At 42.0% G+C, this 18738-nt stretch carries 16 protein-coding genes; 4 read left to right on the top strand and 12 right to left on the bottom strand.

Features of this window, described 5'->3' with window-relative positions; genetic code table 11:
- Nucleotides 1-3 precede the first annotated feature (3 nt).
- Nucleotides 4-996: a hypothetical protein gene (locus GO816_RS07600; protein ID WP_157540746.1), complete on the bottom strand. Its 993-nt coding sequence runs from the start codon at nt 994-996 to the stop codon at nt 4-6.
- Nucleotides 997-1169: 173 nt separating this feature from the next.
- Here GO816_RS07600 and GO816_RS07595 point away from each other — a divergent pair, with 173 nt between their 5' ends.
- Both GO816_RS07595 and GO816_RS07590 read left to right on the top strand, forming a co-directional pair.
- Nucleotides 1170-2105, top strand: coding sequence for a dipeptide epimerase (locus GO816_RS07595; protein ID WP_232336512.1), 936 nt, complete (start codon nt 1170-1172; stop codon nt 2103-2105).
- A gap of 56 nt (nt 2106-2161) precedes the next feature.
- The gene (locus GO816_RS07590; protein WP_157540744.1) at nt 2162-2308 is read left to right on the top strand and encodes a hypothetical protein; all 147 of its coding nucleotides are present in this window, start codon (nt 2162-2164) and stop codon (nt 2306-2308) included.
- A gap of 89 nt (nt 2309-2397) precedes the next feature.
- Here the strand turns inward: GO816_RS07590 and GO816_RS07585 are convergent, their stop codons facing one another.
- Nucleotides 2398-2595: a DUF6358 family protein gene (locus tag GO816_RS07585; protein ID WP_157540743.1), complete on the bottom strand. Its 198-nt coding sequence runs from the start codon at nt 2593-2595 to the stop codon at nt 2398-2400.
- Between the two features lies 1 nt (nt 2596).
- The gene (locus tag GO816_RS07580) at nt 2597-2911 is read right to left on the bottom strand and encodes a rhodanese-like domain-containing protein (protein WP_157540742.1); all 315 of its coding nucleotides are present in this window, start codon (nt 2909-2911) and stop codon (nt 2597-2599) included.
- A gap of 126 nt (nt 2912-3037) precedes the next feature.
- Between GO816_RS07580 and GO816_RS07575 the strand changes: the two genes are divergently transcribed.
- The gene (locus GO816_RS07575; RefSeq protein ID WP_157540741.1) at nt 3038-4156 is read left to right on the top strand and encodes a DUF4407 domain-containing protein; all 1119 of its coding nucleotides are present in this window, start codon (nt 3038-3040) and stop codon (nt 4154-4156) included.
- Between the two features lie 94 nt (nt 4157-4250).
- Here GO816_RS07575 and GO816_RS07570 read toward each other — a convergent pair whose 3' ends face one another.
- The 8 genes from GO816_RS07570 to GO816_RS07535 all read right to left on the bottom strand — a co-directional run bounded on the left by GO816_RS07570 (nt 4251) and on the right by GO816_RS07535 (nt 14903).
- A complete protein-coding gene (locus tag GO816_RS07570) occupies nt 4251-4700 on the bottom strand; it encodes a cold-shock protein (RefSeq protein ID WP_157540740.1) in 450 nt (149 codons plus the stop codon).
- A gap of 452 nt (nt 4701-5152) precedes the next feature.
- Complete coding sequence (locus GO816_RS07565; RefSeq protein WP_157540739.1) at nt 5153-6298, bottom strand: glycoside hydrolase family 88/105 protein; 1146 nt, start codon at nt 6296-6298, stop codon at nt 5153-5155.
- Nucleotides 6299-6300: 2 nt separating this feature from the next.
- Nucleotides 6301-9273, bottom strand: a complete 2973-nt coding sequence (locus tag GO816_RS07560) for a glycoside hydrolase family 2 protein (RefSeq protein ID WP_157540738.1) — start codon at nt 9271-9273, stop codon at nt 6301-6303.
- A 68-nt stretch (nt 9274-9341) separates the two neighbouring features.
- Nucleotides 9342-10142 carry a rhamnogalacturonan acetylesterase gene (locus GO816_RS07555; protein ID WP_157540737.1) on the bottom strand — a complete coding sequence of 267 codons (801 nt, stop codon included), beginning with the start codon at nt 10140-10142 and terminating at the stop codon, nt 9342-9344.
- Between the two features lies 1 nt (nt 10143).
- The gene (locus GO816_RS07550; RefSeq protein WP_157540736.1) at nt 10144-10914 is read right to left on the bottom strand and encodes a rhamnogalacturonan acetylesterase; all 771 of its coding nucleotides are present in this window, start codon (nt 10912-10914) and stop codon (nt 10144-10146) included.
- A 48-nt stretch (nt 10915-10962) separates the two neighbouring features.
- Nucleotides 10963-12354 carry a glycoside hydrolase family 28 protein gene (locus tag GO816_RS07545; RefSeq protein ID WP_157540735.1) on the bottom strand — a complete coding sequence of 464 codons (1392 nt, stop codon included), beginning with the start codon at nt 12352-12354 and terminating at the stop codon, nt 10963-10965.
- A 55-nt stretch (nt 12355-12409) separates the two neighbouring features.
- On the bottom strand, nt 12410-13726 hold the full coding sequence (locus GO816_RS07540) for a rhamnogalacturonan acetylesterase (protein ID WP_157540734.1): 1317 nt from the start codon (nt 13724-13726) through the stop codon (nt 12410-12412).
- Nucleotides 13727-13973: 247 nt separating this feature from the next.
- The gene (locus tag GO816_RS07535) at nt 13974-14903 is read right to left on the bottom strand and encodes a glycoside hydrolase family 43 protein (protein ID WP_157540733.1); all 930 of its coding nucleotides are present in this window, start codon (nt 14901-14903) and stop codon (nt 13974-13976) included.
- 170 nt (nt 14904-15073) lie between these two features.
- On the opposite strand from GO816_RS07535, the gene GO816_RS07530 reads away from it, so the two are divergent.
- The gene (locus GO816_RS07530) at nt 15074-16414 is read left to right on the top strand and encodes a glycoside hydrolase family 88/105 protein (protein WP_157540732.1); all 1341 of its coding nucleotides are present in this window, start codon (nt 15074-15076) and stop codon (nt 16412-16414) included.
- Between the two features lie 47 nt (nt 16415-16461).
- On the opposite strand, the gene GO816_RS07525 is transcribed toward GO816_RS07530, so the two are convergent.
- Nucleotides 16462-18657: a transglycosylase domain-containing protein gene (locus GO816_RS07525; RefSeq protein WP_157540731.1), complete on the bottom strand. Its 2196-nt coding sequence runs from the start codon at nt 18655-18657 to the stop codon at nt 16462-16464.
- Nucleotides 18658-18738: the final 81 nt, after the last annotated feature.

Below are 18738 nucleotides of genomic sequence, written 5' to 3'. Positions count from 1 at the left end.
TGGCTATTGCCTTTCGGGCGGGCAAGCCTCTGCTCCTATTTTGTAGCCGTCTTTTGTAAACAAAAAGCTCATGGGGTTTTCCGGATCCTTAATAATTTCGAGCAGAATAAAGCCCCAGCGCTTCCAAAAGTTTTCTAATACCTGCCCGTATGTTTTATTTTGCCAATCATCAAAAACAGGCCGGCCGCTTGTACCTCTTAAGGCATTGGCTTCTATAAAAATCTCTTCACCAATTGGCATAATCTCGTACTCGGGTAAACGATTAAACAAAAACGCCGAGTAAAATATCTTTGCACATACCTCCTCAAATTGAATGGGATGCAACGTATCATGCTCAATTTTGCTAATTAGTTCCTGATGATAACGACGATTAGCTCCATTATCCTGCAGGCATATAACTAAGCCAAAATTTTGTATGCGTAATGAAAAGGTAAGTGTATTGATTTCATCGCGGTACGAAAACTCGTTCTCTGGGTTATCAACCTTAAACAAAAACAGGCTGTACGGGCTAAAACCATCAAACTCAATAGGCTGATTAAGGCTTTGCAGCATTAAGTGCAGGTGACTAAACTTATGCTTTAATCCTTCTGATAAATGAAATGATTCGCCCTGCGCGTGTTGCTGCCTTATGCCGGCCTGCAACTCGTTAAAAATAATACCGTAAAGTAATTTGCCTGCCCATTGAAATAGTTTTAATGGCTCTAACTCTTTAACAGCGTCATATCCGGCCAAAAAAGCTGTTTCAATTTCACTTTCAAGAGGTGCAATGTATTGCTCATTAACAGCTGACGAGCATGGCAACTTTAAATCTTTATAACCTGTGTAGCTTTCATCCAGCAGCTTTATAACCTTGTCTTCAAGATGGTACCGTGTCATTAGCCAGGTTGGAAAAACCTGTATCTTTTCTTCCTCAGATGTCAACGGTTGCCCGGTTAAAAAACAGTTACGATTACTAAAACTAAAGCGCTCAAACGGGTTATATAAATTTGCCGGCATGTTGCAAAGATACGTACCATACCCAAATCATCATTTATAACCGTTAAATGTAATATGTATAAATTGTAAAATGATTAGTTTAGATGAACATGATTATCACCTATAAGCCGTTTGAGCTGTTGCTGAAACACCGTTTTACAATAGCACATTATTCACGAACCTACACTCCAATTATGCTTGTTAACATAAGTTATGAAGGGTATACTGGATACGGCGAGGCGTCTATGGTTCCGTATTGGGGCGAAAGCATAGCATCGGCTACGGCATTTTTGAAAAGTATTGATAGTTCAAAATTAACTTTTCCATTCAATTATAATGAAATTACCGCTTATATTGACAGCCTTGCACCAGGCAACCCGGCTGTAAAGGCAGCTGTTGACATTGCGTTACATGACCTTGAAGGTAAGCTATTAAATAAACCTTGTTGGCAGCTAATGGGCAGCAACGTCCAAACAATGCCCATTACAAGTATAACTATTGGCATTGACAAACCTGAGGTACTACTGCAAAAAGTAGAGGAAGCTGCAGGCCTGAAAGTAATTAAGGTGAAGTTAAGCGGTGAGGCCGATAAAGTGCTTATTGAAACAGTACGCTCAGTTACTAATGTGCCCTTATATGTTGACGCCAACCAAGGCTGGACAAACCGTGAGGCAAGCCTTGATATGGTGCATTGGCTATTTGAACAGGGCGTAGAGCTTATTGAGCAGCCTTTTGCAAAAACAGATTTACACAGCAATGCCTGGCTTACCCAGCGAAGTCCCATACCTATAATTGGCGATGAAGCTGTACAACGCCTGCCTGATGTTGAACTAGCTGAGGGTATATACCATGGAGTTAACGTTAAACTGATGAAATCGGCCGGAATGCATGAGGCAAAGCTAATGATTGATAAAGCTCGTGAACTAGGTATGAAAATTTTAATTGGCTGTATGAGCGAAACCAGTTGCGCCACCCTTGCTGCAGCCGCTTTGGCACCGCAATGTGATTGGGCTGACTTGGATGGCCCGCTGCTAACCAGTAATAACCCATTTGAAAATCCGGTTATGATTAACGGCAAATGGGCATCGAGCAACGCACCTGGTTTAGGAGTGCAACTATCTGTTGCTTAATTAGTTTACTTTGTATAAATTGCAGCCATTATAAACCAATTATAAACTTTTATTTTATGCGCAGCGGACTAACCTTTAAAAGGATAGTTACAGCCTTAATTATAGTTTTGCTTATATCGGTACTAAAAAACTGGAAAGATGTAAAGCGGGGCTTTATTGATGGCGTTAACGATGGCAGAGCTCATACTGCCAAAACCAGGTAAACTATCACTTACAGCAATTGTAAGCTTCAAAAAAAGGGTGACAAAGCAACAGAATAACTTTTTGTTGCTTTGCCACCCTTTTTAATTATCTATTTCTTTGATGCCGGCTTCTGCATGGCACGCACTTCTTTCATAAGCGTAATTTTCAGCAGAAAGAATATAATGCCTACAAAAGCTCCGCCTACAATAAACTCCCAGCGCCCGTGGGTAACGCCCCAGTATATGGTGTACAGGCTTATTAAAATGCCAATAGTATACAGTACGTTTAACAGAAGCTTAAAGGCCATATTAATATACGCTTATATTAGGATCAATTTCCTGCTGCCAGGCAAGTATACCGCCTTTTAAATTGTACAGGTTTTCATAACCTTGTTGCTCCAATTGCATAACAGCCATAGCGCTACGCTTTCCGCTGCGGCACATAATTACAACAGGTTTATCTTTGCTTATCTTATCAGCCTCAATAACAACGCCGCTTAACGGAATATTATCGCCCTCAAGGTTCGACATCTGGTATTCAAAGTCTTCACGCACGTCGATCAGTTGAAAATCTTCGCCGTTTTCTTTCATCCTTTTCAGGTCTTCTACAGTAACTTCTTTCATGGGTGCCAAATTTGAGGTCAAAGGTATAGTTTTAAATCCTAAAAATTCAGTCGTAAAAGTGTAACATTCAGCAACCAGCGGCGTTTCACATATAATTACAGCACAATTTTTGTACATTAGTTATAGATGAGAAAGGTAACCCGTTTTTTTTGGTTCTGTTCGGGAGCGCATATTGAAACCCTTAAAAAGTATCCCATTGAGCATAACAGGTACTTTGGTATAGGGGCCACTATTTTCTTTACAGCTTTATTTGCTTCTTTATCGGGTGGCTACGCTATGTACTTTGTATTTAGCGGCAACACCTTTGCTACCATATTTGCGTTGCTTTTTGGTGTTATGTGGGGGCTGGCCATATTTAACATGGACCGCTACATTGTATCGAGCATAAACAAACAAGGCAGTACCAACCAGCAGCTTTTACAAGCCACCCCGCGTATTTTACTGGCCATTATGATTGGTATGGTTATCTCTCGTCCGCTGGAGCTTAAAATATTTGACAAGGAAATAAGAGGCAAACTGAAAGAGGCTTATATAAAAGGGCAAAATCGTAAAATTGATACGCTGCAGAAAACATACTCGCAAAAGTATGCTATGGAGCTAAACAAAAATGCAGACCTTAAAAAGGAAAAAGACTCTTTAGAGCGCGATATTAACCGTTCACGTGTGCAACTTAATCAGGAAGTTTTTGGCGACAAAACTAACCAAACATCAGGTATAACAGGTTACGGCACTTATGCAAAGCAAAAAGAAGCTGTTTTGCAGGAGAAAGAAGCCCGTTTGAAAACTGTTACAGAAGATTTGGGACGCATGGAACAATACCTGGGCCAACGTAAAGACTTTGAAGGCTTAAGCAACACCAGATTGTTTAACAACAAGCAATTGGACAGCCTTGCTGATATCGCAGGTTTTGCTGACCGCAACTGGGCACTTGGCCAATTATCATTCAGGCAAGATGGCACCCGCGACCTGGACACTTATATGGCGCAGTCATTTATTGGCTACCTATTTATATTGTTTGAATGCTTACCTGTATTTGTAAAATTGATGAGTCCTAAAGGCCCTTACGATGTTGCTGTTGCACGCCTTGCCGAAGCTAACATTCATTACGCCGAACGCGATAAAGACCGCGAAATACTGGTAACAGACGAGGTGTTTGATCACCAGGTTGGAGCGGATATTAATAAGAAGAAAAAGATAATTTCGGCACAATCTGACTATGACCTTGAGAGGCATAACTACGATTAAAACTGTATAACGTAAATAAAAAACGGCTAAGAATTACTTAGCCGTTTTTTTGTGCTTAAACTATAGCATGTTTAAGCCAATATTTTAATTGAAGTTATGCCTTTTTAACCTTTACAGCGTTTAAGCCTTTCGGGCCTTTTTCCACTTCAAACGTTACTTTATCACCTTCTTTAATTTGTTCAATTATACCGTTAATGTGAACAAAAACGCTTTCCTGTGATTGTGCATCGCGTATAAAGCCGTAACCTTTTCCATCATTGAAAAACGATACTTTTCCTGTTCTAACAATATCAACCGGAATATCTTCCTGCTTAGGCGTTCCAATTCTGATTTCGTCAGATGATATAGCTTTTCTCTTAGTCGGATCTGGTGGAGTTGACGTAATGTTGCCATTCTCATCTACGTAAGCCATCATATCTTCCAGGCCTCTTCCCTTTACCGCATTTGCTTTACGCTCTTCTGCCTTTTCACGCTTATCGCGTTGCTTTTTTAATCTCTTTTTTTCGTTTTCTTTTTTACTGAATGTTTCTGCCGATCTACCCATATTTTACTTAAATGATGAATAAGCTCCTGAATTTTTCAAAAGCCTGTTGCCCCCCGTCCTTTACCGGTGAGATTTCTTATTTTGTGTGAAGTATTTAAAAAAGTACTTGTTTCAATAACAAAAAAAGCTGCTTCAAAACTTGTTTTGCTAACCAAGGACAACCTATTTGCTAAAGTTATCCTATCAACATTACGCACCCGGTTGATGTAAGTGATGCTAAAGATTTATGCTATAAATGGCTACACAATTGTTAAAATTTGTGACAAGCAAGAAATAGCCAGGTGCCTTTATTAAGATATGAGTACAAGATACGAATTTATTTTGGAACGTTATACTCTTGGTAAAATTCTTAAATAAAACCTAACATTTATGACATTTTAGAAACCGTATTAGCACAAAGGGCCGGCATTTTGAAAATACCAGCCCTTTGTAGTAGTTTTTAAACTTATTAATTACTTGGCTAAACGGTAAACTTCGCTCCCGGCCAAAAGGAAACATCCTAAACCATAATCTTCAAAATCGGGGATGTGATCATAATTTACAGGTTGCCCATCTTTTGGTTCTTTGCCTGTACCCTGCACGTAACCTAACATACCATCAGGGTGTATACATTCTTTACTCATGGCATTCCATGCTTTTGTTATTACAGGAAGGTACTTCTTTTTACTGATGATACCATTTTTAACTCCCCAAGCCATGCCATAAGTAAACAAGGCTGTACCTGTAAGCTCTTTACCACCATAATTGGTTGGGTCCATCAAACTAACGTTCCAATAACCATCGGCACGTTGTAATGGCACTAAGGCTTCAAGCATATCTTTCAGCATGGTTACATACTCCTGGCGATGAGGGGCGCTTTTAGGCATTACTTCAAGTACACGCACCATGGCTGCTACAACCCATCCATTACCACGAGACCAGTAGCAATTTGCGCCATTAGGTTCTTTGTAAGGTGGCACAAAATCCTTATCTCTCCACCAAAGCTTCTCGGCCGGGTTATACAGTCCATTACCGCCGTGCTTAGTTTTTGAGTAGTTATAAATTTCATACATACGCTCGTAATAGCGGTTGTCTTTGTACATGGTGCCTAATTTGGCAAATACGGGCATTGCCATTTGCAAAGCATCTATCCAGTGCCAGTCATCAATTTTCTCCCCGGTCATCATCTTGTCGATGTTTTGTTTGGTGGGCTCAATGTACTCCGCCTTTTTATCCAGCTCATAAAGTTCCAGGTAAGTTTGGCTGCAGCACTGGTTATCGGCGTTACGTGTGTTCAATCCATCGCGTGGCTCCCACTTATGATGATTTGCCCAATCTAACGCGTACTTAAGATATTGCTGCTGCTTGTTAACTTTATACAGTGCCATTAGGCCTTCATAATAAACAGCGCGTGTCCATAAATTACTTGTGCGTACCCTGCCAACGTTGGTAACAGCACCCGGATCGGGCCATTTTTTCATAAAGTACTGGTTGGCCAAAGCCATATCAATCACCACTTTATTTTTTGATGGCAGCATTTGTGCTTCAGCACCCTTAAAAGGTGCCACCAGCATTAAACCTGCTATTATTGCCGTAAAGGAAAATTTATTCTTCAGCATATTTATAGTTTATGATATATTTCAATTTCGTTTATGGCTAATACAGCCGTGGCCTTTTTACTATCGGCGGCCAGGCCACCCGCATCTTTTTTGCCGGTTACCTCAACCAGGCCAAAGCCGTCTTTATCAGTGTTGGCGCCTATCAGTTCAACTGTTAATGTTTTGCCCGTTGTTGATTGTACGGGTATGGTTACATAACCAAGGCTTTGGCTGGTTTCACCTGTATAAACCACTTTTTCATCAACCTTTATGCGTATTGGATAGCGGCGGTTGCGCCAGTTTTCGAGCTTCATGGTAACCTCGTCAACCTGCTGAGGACTAGCAAAAGTATATTTTATCCATCCGTTTTCTACTTTGCCATCGCTTTTCCAGTTGCTTAGCTCATTGTCATCAAAACTGCACCTTGCACTATCAATGCCCGACCCAGCTTTTACAGCAACAATATCAATGGCTTTACGGCTTGTGACAAAAGATTGTTTAACCGGCGTAGGGCCACGTTTTAAGTTGCCCTTAAGTGCAGCTTGCTGACTGTAGTATGAAATTCCGTCTTTAAACTCAACAGGCTTTGTAGTTAAATTTAACGATGCTCCTTTAAGCCCGTCGGCATTACACTCAATGCTTATAACGCCCGGCTTTGTAAGCGAGCGTATAATTACACGGTTAATACCACACTCCACAGGTAATGACTTGGTTAAAGTATAGTTGTTTGGCCCCTGAGCAAGACCACCGCGCCATTCGGCTGGGCCGTTAACTTTAAAATTAACCATATTTAAAGCCGTAGGACAGCGCAAGCCATTTGCATCAACCACTTCAACATCAACGAGGGCAATGTCAGCTCCATCGGCCATAAACCCTGCCGGACCAACACGAGGAGTGAGCTTAAGCGCAGCCGGCTCGCCGGCTGTTTTGAGTGTTTGTTCGGCCAGTTTTTTACCTGCATTATCAAAGCTGACTGCCTTAAGTTCGCCCGGTTGCCAGCTTACATTCTTGAATGTAAAAACAAACTGATTAGACTGAACGCCATAACCCAACGATTTACCGTTAAGCTGCAATTGTACTTGGCTCCCGGTGGCAATAACATACACATCTTTTACTGTGCCTGATTTATAATTCCAGTGACCTATAAGGTGTATTCCGCTTTTGTTAGGATCAACCCATCCATCCCAAATTACTTTGTGGGTATAAAACCCGTCTTTTGGCAAACGCAACGCATCTACCTCTCCACTACGTCTGTAGTTTTCAGTTCCGCGAAAGTGTGTGTTCGAATCAGAAAAAACGATATTAACACCGCCTGAACTTACACGCTTGCCCGTACCCGGCCGCTCTCGCCAGTAATCATACCAGCGTACGGCATTTTCAACTGCGTGCGAATCCTGATTACGGTTATAATTAAATCCGCTTTCCTGTTTATATTTTGGCCCGTCGCCATTTTTATGATAAGGTGCACTATACTCGTCCCAGTACTTGCGTAATGCCTCATCGCGGGAGTATTCCATTGCCCAAAAAGGAATGCCTGCACTTTTATTAATATACAGCATTTCGCCGCCATACTCTGCTATCTTACTATCAAGCATCTCGCGCGAGCCTGCAGCACGACCGCCATGCGGGTCAAATTCATCACGCACCGCCTTCATGTCTTGCATATGCTGCGGTATAATTCCTTTGTTTCCGGCTTCGTAAAACAGTATACTGGGGTTGTTACGGTTATAAACCACAGCATCACGCATTACCTCAACGCGTTGCTGCCACCTACGGTCTTTAGGGTCGCCTTCGGCATCACCGGCGGGCATAGCCTGAATAAGGCCTACTCTATCGCACGATTCAACATCCTGCTTTGACGGCGTAACGTGCATCCAGCGCACCAGGTTACCGTTGCTTTCTACCATCAAGCCGTTACTGTAATCACTTATCCATGCCGGAACATCGCTCCCTAACGCTGGCCACTCATTGGTGGATCGCTGTGCATAACCGTGCATTTGTATTACCTGGTCGTTAAGCTTTATTACGCCATTGACAAATTCCGTTTTACGAAAGCCCGTAGTTGTTTTTACAACATCAATAGGTTTGTTATCAACTTTAATAATGGTGTACACATTATAAAGATATCCGTAACCCCAACTCCAGAAGTGTACATTATCAAGCGCTGCATCAGCTTTTAATGTTAAAGTTTCGCCTGCTTGTATTGTTGCCTTATCTCCGGCCTGAGTTTTTACGATGTTACCGTCGGCATCAGCAATTACCACTTCAAGCTGCACATTTTTTGGCGTTGTGTACTCATTTTTAACCTGCGTTTGAGTAGTTACAACAGCTTTACGTGCTGCCACATTAAAATGATGAGAATAGATGTATACGCCTGTGGTTTTAAACGACGAGTAAAGCGGAAGAGTTTGGTAAAGCTTATCTGTAATATATAAATTTACGTTCTTATTAATACCACCATAATTGGCGTAAAAGTTAGCATTGTTCCATTGAAATGCCGAACCGGTAGCCTTTTCTTTATAATCCCATCGGTTGTCAATACGCACGGCAAGTTCATTTACTCCGTTTAAATTTACTTTATCAGTAATATCAAACCCAAAAGCCATAATGCCGTTTTCACTTAGTCCAATGGGCTTGCCGTTAAGGTAAAACTCGCCTGCCTGCCTTATACCTTCAAACTCAATAAATATTTTCTTACCTGCACTACCGGCCGGAACTTTGAACTTTTTACGGTACCAGCTTACGCCTACTGTTAAGTCATGTATGTCTTTTCTAAAAGCATCATCTTCGTTGAAAGCGTGGGGCAGGGTTACGTCTTTCCACCCGTCGTCGTTAAAGCCCGGGACTTCGGCTCCGGTAGTGTCACGGGACAAGAGCTTCCAGCCCTGGTTAAAATTAAATTTTGAACGAGGGATGGGTAATGATTGCCCAAATGCCGATGCAATGCCGGCTAACCCGGTAATACAAAGTAAAAAACAACGTAAAGGTTTAATCATAACTGGTTATATATATGACGTTTTAAACAAGCTTTACCCTTGCTGCAATAGAAAATTTTAGCAGATAGTTACTTTTTAAGATAACGGCTTAAACCAAACCCTTTGGCTTGCTTTACACCCATAGCTACCAGTTTGGCATTTAAAATAGCACCGGCTTCAATAGTATGCGTGTGGTCCTTATCATTAAAATAGGTCGACTTTACTTTTGCTTCTCCTTCGGCATCGTAATTATCAGCTACTAATGTATTAAGATCAATAAACGTTGCTCCTGCCTGCTTAGCCGCTTCGGCAGCCCATTTACCGTAATCATCAGTACTGCGTACTACTTTACCGTCTTTCCAGCTGTTACGCGGAATAAGTGAACAAACTGCTACAGTAGCACCTTTGGCTTTGGCTTCGGCAATCATTTTACGCAAATACCAGCCATAGCTATGTATAACTTCTGTTTTTTTGGTAAGCGGGTTATATAGTTCCTCCTGCTCATCGCCGTTACTTTTAATAGTACCACGCGCGCGTGACGAATCTACCAGCGGACTGGAATCATTATGCCCGAACTGCATAATCACGTAGTCTCCCGGTTTAATTTTGTCGGCCACTTTGCTCCACCAACCCTGTGTTTGAAATGTACGGCTGCTGGTTCCGCCCAGGGCATCATTTTCTACTGTAATTTTTGTGGTATCGAAGTGGTTAGCCAAATAGCTGCCCCATCCCCATAAACCACCATCGCCTTTTCCTTTACCATTTTTTACAGTAGAATCGCCAACGAGGTATAACGTTGGTTTAAGCTTTATAATAAATGAATAAAATGCGCCTGCTGCTGCAATAACAACTAATGCAAAAAATACAGACCGGGTATATTTGTTAAACATATTACTTTTTTAAATACTTGTTTAATGTAATTGATTTATTGGCTTTGATGCCTTCTACCACAGATTGGGCGTTTACAGTAGCACCTGCCTTATTGGTATGGGTATGATCGCCGGGAAAAAATTTCTTAACAGAATCAGCTCCCCACTTATCATACTTATCGGCAGAAATGCTGTTCAGATTAATAAAGGCAACGTTCTCTTGCTGAGCAATCTCTTTAGCCCATTTTCCGTAACTGCTATCGGCACGCAATACTTTGCCATCTTTAAACTGGTTGCGTGGTATCATTGACAGCACAATAGGCGTAGCTCCTTTAGCCTTTGTTTCGTGAATAAACTTACGCAAGTACCAACCGTAGGTATGAACGGTTTCCTTAACGCCATCTTTCCAGGTAAGTTCAACAGTCTCATTGCCGGTACCGCGCAATACACCTCTGTAGCCGGCTTTATTGGTATCGGGTTTACTACCCTCGTTATGGCCAAATTGCATCAACACATAATCGCCCGGTTTTAACATGGAGTCAACTCTATGCCAACGGTTTTCTTTAATAAAGGTACGTGTGCTGCGCCCGGCCATGGCTTGGTTATCAACGCTTATTTTATTTTCATCAAAAAAGCTTCCTAAAATTGAACCCCAACCCCATTGCACTTTATCGTTGTTATGTACAGTTGAATCGCCGATTAAATAAATAACCGGCTTAGACGGTTGCCTGAAAGCCTGCGCTATAACAAGAACCGCTAATGCACAAATAGCAAGTTTTGATGTCTTCTTCATTTAAGTTTATTGGATTGATTTGAAACTACTTAGTTTAAATATCATTTATTAAGGTATAACTAATTGGGTACCATCATCGGCGGCAACAGTGCTGTTATTCCATTTCCAGTTTTGTGCATACTTTATGCTACCTGCGGTTTTTGCATTAATCTGCACATTATCGAACTGAAAATTCAGCAATTGTGATTCAGGTAAACCTGCCGCATTAACGGCTTTTTTTGCCGTGGCTTTTATGTTTGATACAAACACATTTTGAAACCGCGGAACACCTTTTGATGCAGGTTCTACAGGAGTAAGCATGGCTTTCCAGTGGGCCGGAAGCACTTTTTCGTCATAACCTTCAGGCAGTTTTGAGTAGCTGTAAGCAGGGTTCCAATTGAGCGTGATTTGAAAAGCAGTGCCTACGTTATTTAAGGTGATATTTTTGAAGTGAATGTCCTCCAAGACCCCTCCCCTGGTGGTGGCCGACTTTAAGTTTAAACCATTGCTGGTACCGTTTCCTGTTAAGTTGGTTGCCAGTACATGCCGTATACCACCCGATGTTTCGCTGCCAAGGGTAAGTAAACCGGCACCTGCACGTGCAACGCAATTGCGTATCACAACATATTCGGTTGGTTTATTTACACGCAGCCCGTCCCAGTCGCGGCCGGCCTTCAAACAAAAGTTGTCGTCATTACAATCTATATCGCAATTTTCAATGAGTACTCGGGTTGATGAATCAACGTCAATGCCATCGGTGCTGGGTCCGTGGCCTTCAACGTTGTTACGGATGATAACACCATCAACAGTTACCTGGTTGGAATAGAGTAACTGAACCGTCCAAAAACCGGCTTGTTGCAAAGTAATGCCCTTTACGGTTACATTGGCTGAATTACTTACCAGCAGTGTTCGCGGACGTTTGGCATCGTAATCAACTATCCAACGCAGGCCTTTAGGTTCGTATTCTTTGCGGAGGTTCCAGTACATATCCCAAAATGGTTTGCCCTGTGCGTTCACAAGTCCTTTACCGGTAATGGCGGCATTCTTTTGATTCAATACATTAAGCAATGCAGCAGGCCATTTCATTTCAATGCCTGCCACACGTGTATCTATCTCGGGGTAATCATTAATGTTCTGGCTTCCTAAAAGCTCGGCACCCTCGTCAATCATAAAATTAACGTTGCTTTTAATGAATAACGAACCTGTTAAATATTTACCTGCCTTTACACGTACAACACCCCCACCGCTTGCCGAACATTTATCAATTGCTTGCTGAATGCTTCTGGTGTTCAAGGTTTTTCCATCGGCAACTGCACCAAAATTTGTCACGGCATATTCCTTTGTTTTTGCAGGAAAACTTTTTGCTCCAACAGCTTTAACCCACGATGGATCATTAGCCCATGCCGCAAGCGAAGCAAATAGTATAACAACATTCACTAAAAATATTATGTGCTTCCTCATTTAAGCATGCTTGAGTGTGACTTTAAAAAACGAGCAGACCTTGACCAATTATTGTTTAATTACCATCGGGTTTAACAGATGAGTTTTTTGGACTTAACGGCCAGTTAAAGGTATCCGGAGCATCAGGCTTTTGGGGGTCAAAACCGGGCAGGTTTAACAGGTATTTCTTCAATTTCAAGTCACTTGCCTTGATGCCCTCAACCACGCACTTCGCCAATTCATATGCCCCGTAAGGGTTATAATGCGTATTATCTTCAAGTGGCTTTGTTTGCCCCGGGAAGGTATTTGCCGGATAATGAACAAATCCTTTTTTTGATGGCTCAACACCCCATGCATCATAAAGGGTGGTTGTCATAGCGTTTAAGTCAATCAGGGTTACTCCCTCCTCTTTGGCCACCTTGCGTGCTGCAGCAGGATAATCGCCCAGCGTATTTACGGTTTTACCATTGGCATCAAATGAGCGGCGCGCTGTTGAGGTTACAACAACCGGGATAGCCCCTTTTTGACGTGTACGGCTAATGAATGTTTTTAAACGTTCGGTGTATGATTTATATGCACCATCATTGGGCCCTTTTTCTTTTTGATCATTATGGCCAAACTCTATAAATAAATAATCGCCGGGTTTAATAAGGCTCATTATTTTGTCTAACCGTTTGCTACCCATGAAACTGCCCAGCGTTAAACCCGATTCGGCATGATTGGCAACAGCTACCCCTGGTTTAAAAAATCTTGGAATCATTTGTCCCCATGCAGCCCAGGGTTCGTCATCCTGGTCAACCACGGTAGAGTTACCTGCAAGAAAAACGGTTATTTGATCATTAACTTTTTCAATTTGCAATGCTTTAATAGCCGGTTTCTGATCAAATTCAAGGGTTAGCTTATCATCCCAGTCAAGTTTGCCATTTTCACGAGGCTTAAGGGCAACTCTGCTGGTATCGCCAATTTGCGGCTTACGTACATTAACAATAAAATTTACAGTTTTATTCTCCCCTGGCTTGGTAGCTATGTTTTCAAGCATTAACCTGCGAGATTCAGCCTTAACCGTTGTTAGGCTTGCATCATTTCCGCCCAATGATAAAGTTACCTTGTAGTTTCCCTCGGGCACGGCCACCGAGAAATAAAAGGGCTGATTGGAGGTAATGTAATCACCTTTCCCTTCCTTTCCTGAGATAGCTTGTGTTGTGGTTCCAAAATCAAAACCATACGTACCATCAAATTTGTAATCTGCGGCAACCTGAGTATAACCAGCGCCCTTTTGCTGCCGGTTAAAGCTAAACTTGTATGAAGATGTTTGAGCCCACGCATTACTATTATTAATAATGGTGAACATTAACAAAAACATAAGGCGCGTGTACAGCGGTTTAAGCTTCATTATTACAATACTTAGATTTATAAAAAATGGGTGGCCGGCATTAGCCGCCGATAATTGGTTGGGTCAAATTTATTTTACCTGCCAGGCAAACGTATCCTGTACCATCCTGAAAAGGACACATAGTTATAACTGTTGCGGTGTTTATAACAGCAATAATACATTAGCGCAGGGAAATCATCTAGCCAACGGTTCCAACAACTTACCATAAACAGCGCGGCCATGTTTTATAGCTTCAAATGAATTCCCGTTACTTTAAAGCTTTCAGTTTATCAAGTTCGGTTTGAGTCACCTTAAATATTGTTCCATGACGTATACCTGAAGGCAGCTTAATGCTATCAGATATATCCTTCCAGTTTTTAAGGTCGGTTGATGATACTGCGCCATATTTGTGATTACGGTACTTGTCAAAATAAACAATCCACTCATTACCCTTTTGCAATGCTGTTGGCCCTTCTGCCCAATAATTTCCTGTTATTTTATCACCATCCTGTTTGTAAGGACCGGTTATTTTATTGGCGTAAGCTATCTTAATGTTTTTTTGCTCGGGCTTAAGGCGCTCATCTTTAAAAAACATGACATATTTTTTGCCGTATGGAACTATTGTAGCATCAATTACATTAAAGCCCGGCTCGTAAAGCAGCTTTACATCACTAAAAGTTTTAAAATCTTTGGTAAGGGTATAATACATACGATGATTATAACCAGCTTCTACTGTTGTATCGGTAGCAAAGCGCCCTTTAATAGTGGTTGCCCAGTAAATCATATACTGTTTACTTTTGGCATCATAGGTAATTTCGGGTGCCCATGAGTTACGCGCACCATCTTCTTTGGCCATAACCGGAATGAATTGCTGATTAGACCAGTTAATAAGATCTTTTGAATTGGCGTAGCCAATACCTTTATCGGCCCAGCTAACCGTCCATACCATATGGAACAAACCGTCGGCACCGCGTATAATGCAAGGGTCGCGCATGAGACGGTCTTTGGCTACTGCTGGTTTCAAAAACGAACTGTCGTTTTTAAGTGCTGTCCACTGCAGGCCGTCATTACTGTAAGCAAGGTGCAGGCCATCGGCACTATTACCTTTAAAGTAGCAAAAAATATAAGCATCATTGCTTTGTGCCATAAGGTTAAACCCCGAAAGCAGCAGCAATAAGAAAAGGTACAAGCTTCTCATGTAAAGTTTTGTTTGGTTAGCTTTCAAAGGTAATGAGTTTAGGCAAAGCCCAAATAGTTTAACTGTCCTACACTGTCTGCCTTAATAAGGCACTTTAAGTATATTTGATTTTAATTTGCGAAGGCGCTAGAAGCCCTTTAAACCAACTATAAATCAATATAATTTTCGTAATGAAAGCATTTAAAGCCACATTACTGCTGTGCAGTGGTTTAGCAGCCTGCAACTTTGCATTTGCTCAAAAAGTAAATGATGTAGTAACGCCGTTGCATGCCATGAAGGTTAATTATCCTACGCCTTATGACATTACTACACCTGAACAGGTTAAACAAACTCTCGACCGTATATTTAATTACCTGGATAAAAATACACCACCACAATTTGTAAAGCGCGGCAACAATCAACCTGTAGCGCTTAATGCCATTGATACCAATACCACATTTAAACCCGGAGACTTCAGGCTTACGAGTTATGAGTGGGGCGTTACCTACGCAGGCATGCTTTTAGCCGGGCAAGCTACGGGCGACAGCCGTTACACAACCTATACCCAAACGCGCCTTAACTTTTTAGCCGATGCTATTGCTGCATTTAAAAAAACCGGAAAAACAGTAGCGCGCCGTAATCCGCTACATTCGGTGATAGAACCCGGTGCACTTGATGATTGCGGAGCCTTATGCGCTGCAACCGTTAAAACAATAGGCACGGCGGGAGCATCGGCCAACTTACGCCCTATGGCAGATAACTTTATAAACTTTGTGAGTAACAAGCAGCAGCGCTTTAATGATGGTACTCTGTCCCGCAACAGGCCGTTAAAAAACACGCTATGGCTTGATGATATGTTTATGAGCGTACCTGCCATTGCGCAGTTTGGCAAGTTAACGGGCGATAGTAAATATTACGATGACGCCGTAAAACAGGTATTACAATTTAGCAAGCGCATGTTTAATAACGAAAAAAACGTTTACATGCACGGTTGGGTACAAGAAACGGATGTGCATCCACAATTTCATTGGGGGCGCGCAAATGGTTGGGCTTTTATGGCCATGACCGAACTTTTGGATGTGCTACCGCAAAGCCACCCCGGTTATGGCGCTGTGTTACAACAATATCAATCACTGGCTAAAGGATTGGTATCGTACCAGTCGGGCACAGGATTTTGGCACCAGTTGCTTGACCGGAATGACAGTTACCTCGAAACTTCGGCCACAGCAATTTATGCTTACTGCCTGGCCAGGGGTATAAACAACGGATGGCTTAACGGCCGCGCTTACGGCCCGGCAGCGTTACTTGCCTGGAATGCTACAGCTACCAAGGTAAACACACAAGGACAGGTTGAGGGTGTTTGTGTTGGAACAGGCATGGCGTTCGACCCGGCGTTTTACTACTACAGGCCTGTAAACGTATACGCCGCACATGGGTACGGCCCTGCCTTACTTGCTGGTGCAGAAATCATCAACTTACTTAAAAAACACACATTTGAAGTTAACGACAGCGCTGTAATGATGAAAAACTAAAAAATAGCTTAAAATAAAAAGGGGCGCAGTTTTGCGCCCCTTTTTATTTACATCAACCCTCGTTCTCTGAGTTGCTTGCGTCGTTCTTTTTCTAAACGTTTACGTTCGCGGTCAGCTTCCTTTTCACGCTTTTTAACGGCATCAATTGAATCTTGTGAAGCTTCTTTCTTCCTGTCGGTACTATCTTTTTTTCCACCGCCAAATAAGCGTTGAAAAAAGCCCGGCTTCTTTTCATCATCTTTCGGCTCTTCTACAACACCAGGCATAATCATACCATCTCCATCCGGGTCATCAGGGTTGTGCTGCAGCAGGCTATCAGCAACAGCAGTATCGATAGGTGCCATTTTTTGTCTCAGGCCTTCGCGCAAACGTACATTGTAAAATCCGTAGGCGCTGCTATCAGGCTGGGTAAGCCCGCGGCGCGCCATCAGGTTTCCTATGAGCCTGAAATAACCATGCAGCCTGTACCTCAGCGAGCCATCGGGCTCAAAGGCATACAAACCATTTTTAGGATTAGGCACAATGCTGGCCAGGTAAATACTTTCGCCAATATTAAGCTCAGACGGATGCTTGGCAAAATAGTAACGTGCGGCCTCGCCAATACCATAAATGTTACGCCCCCATTCAATAATGTTGAGGTAAACCTCCAGCATCCGGTCTTTGGTCATTACATCGCCGTTTACAATAAGCCATACAATCAATATCTCTTCAAACTTACGGGTAAGAGTTTTTTGCCGGCTTAAAAAGGCATTTTTAACCAATTGCATAGAGATGGTACTTCCACCACGCTTAAAGCGCTTCTCTTTAAAATCTTCAGCTATTGATTTCCTTAATGATTCTTGCACAAAACCCTTGTTTGTATAAAACGACGGATCTTCGGCGGTCATCACTGCGTTGCGTAAATCTGCAGAGATTGAATGCAATGGCGTGTAGTTAGAGTTAGCAGGCGATATGTTACGCGGCGGCATAGGCTTTCCGCGCTCATAAGGCGTATAAACAAACTCCCGGTTAAGACGGCCAAGATCTACCTTGCCAAACTTTAATATCCTGAAGTCCTTTTTAGCCAACCCCGATTCAAATTGAACGTTATCGGGATCAGTGGTGTTAAGGTAAAGGTGGGCGTTATAACGAAGCTGCCCGGCAACCTCAATGCCCTCCAATGACTCAAATAATCCTTTAGGAAATGAATCGAAAAAGTTTTGAGCATCCTGCCAATCGGTATGAATTTTTACGGTGTATGCCTTAACCGGGCGTATTTGGTACTTGATATATGGATGTATATCTAATTTTTTTACATGTATTACCGATGAGCTGTCTAATGATACATACCTGTCACCAACAAACAAGTTGGCATCAATTGATCCATCGGGCACAACAACGTCGGTATCAGAAAGCGCAGGGTGATTAACCAGCATGTTCTTTACCGCCAGGTAAGTGTAAACCTGGGTTTGATCATCGCTGGCTTCAACCTTGTTTAAACGTGTTGTAAGCGTATCAAAATTAAATTTCAGCTTAAACTTTTTTTCCAGCAGCGGAAACTCCACCTTCTTGCCGTCAGCGTAAAGCTTAACGTCTATTTCTTTATCACCCGGATGCAGTTTGCCCGCAAAATGCCATATCGACTCGTTATCATTTACATCAATGGTAGACATTAAGTCTCCATCATCAATTTTCGCCGATTTTGCCAGAAGCTTTATGTGCGTACTATCATCTTCAAAACTCATTTTAAAATTCTGAAGATCGAGGTTTTCAGGAATTTTGTAGAGTACCTGATTAATCAGGTTATCAACCAACTCATTCAAGCCTGAAGATGATTTGGTTTTGGTTGAATCTCTCTTACGGTGAAATAAAAAATCGAAGTTGCGCTGCCCTTTTTTATCAATCAGGTTTAAATACCCGTCTTTAAGTTTTACATCGGCAAGTTTAATATCACCGGCTATTAAAGGCATCAGCTTTACGCTGATTTCAAAGTTATTGATACGCACGAGACTGTCGCGCTGCTCGGGCACAACAGTAATATTGTTGAATGCAACCGTACTTAAGCCGGTAAACTTGGCCGTGCCTATTTTTACATCTAAATTATAATCACGCTTTGCTTTAGCCTTAGCTTTGTAAATGGCTTTTTGAAGCAATGCCTCACGTTTTGAGTACGCTATAAAGCCGCCAACAATAAGTATGAGTAATAGTGCACCGGCTACAATTCCGGCTATACGAAGGTATTTTCTAAAGTCAGGGCGATGCATTAGGTAAATTTTTCCAAAACTAAATCTTATCAGCTATAAAACGATTTTCGAACCACAATTATTTCTCTAACAAAAGCAAAG

This window comes from Mucilaginibacter aquatilis (genome assembly GCF_009755275.1).
Classification (GTDB): domain Bacteria; phylum Bacteroidota; class Bacteroidia; order Sphingobacteriales; family Sphingobacteriaceae; genus Mucilaginibacter; species Mucilaginibacter aquatilis.
Note: the sequence above shows the minus strand (reverse complement) of the source record. Positions and strands in the feature narration are given on the sequence as shown.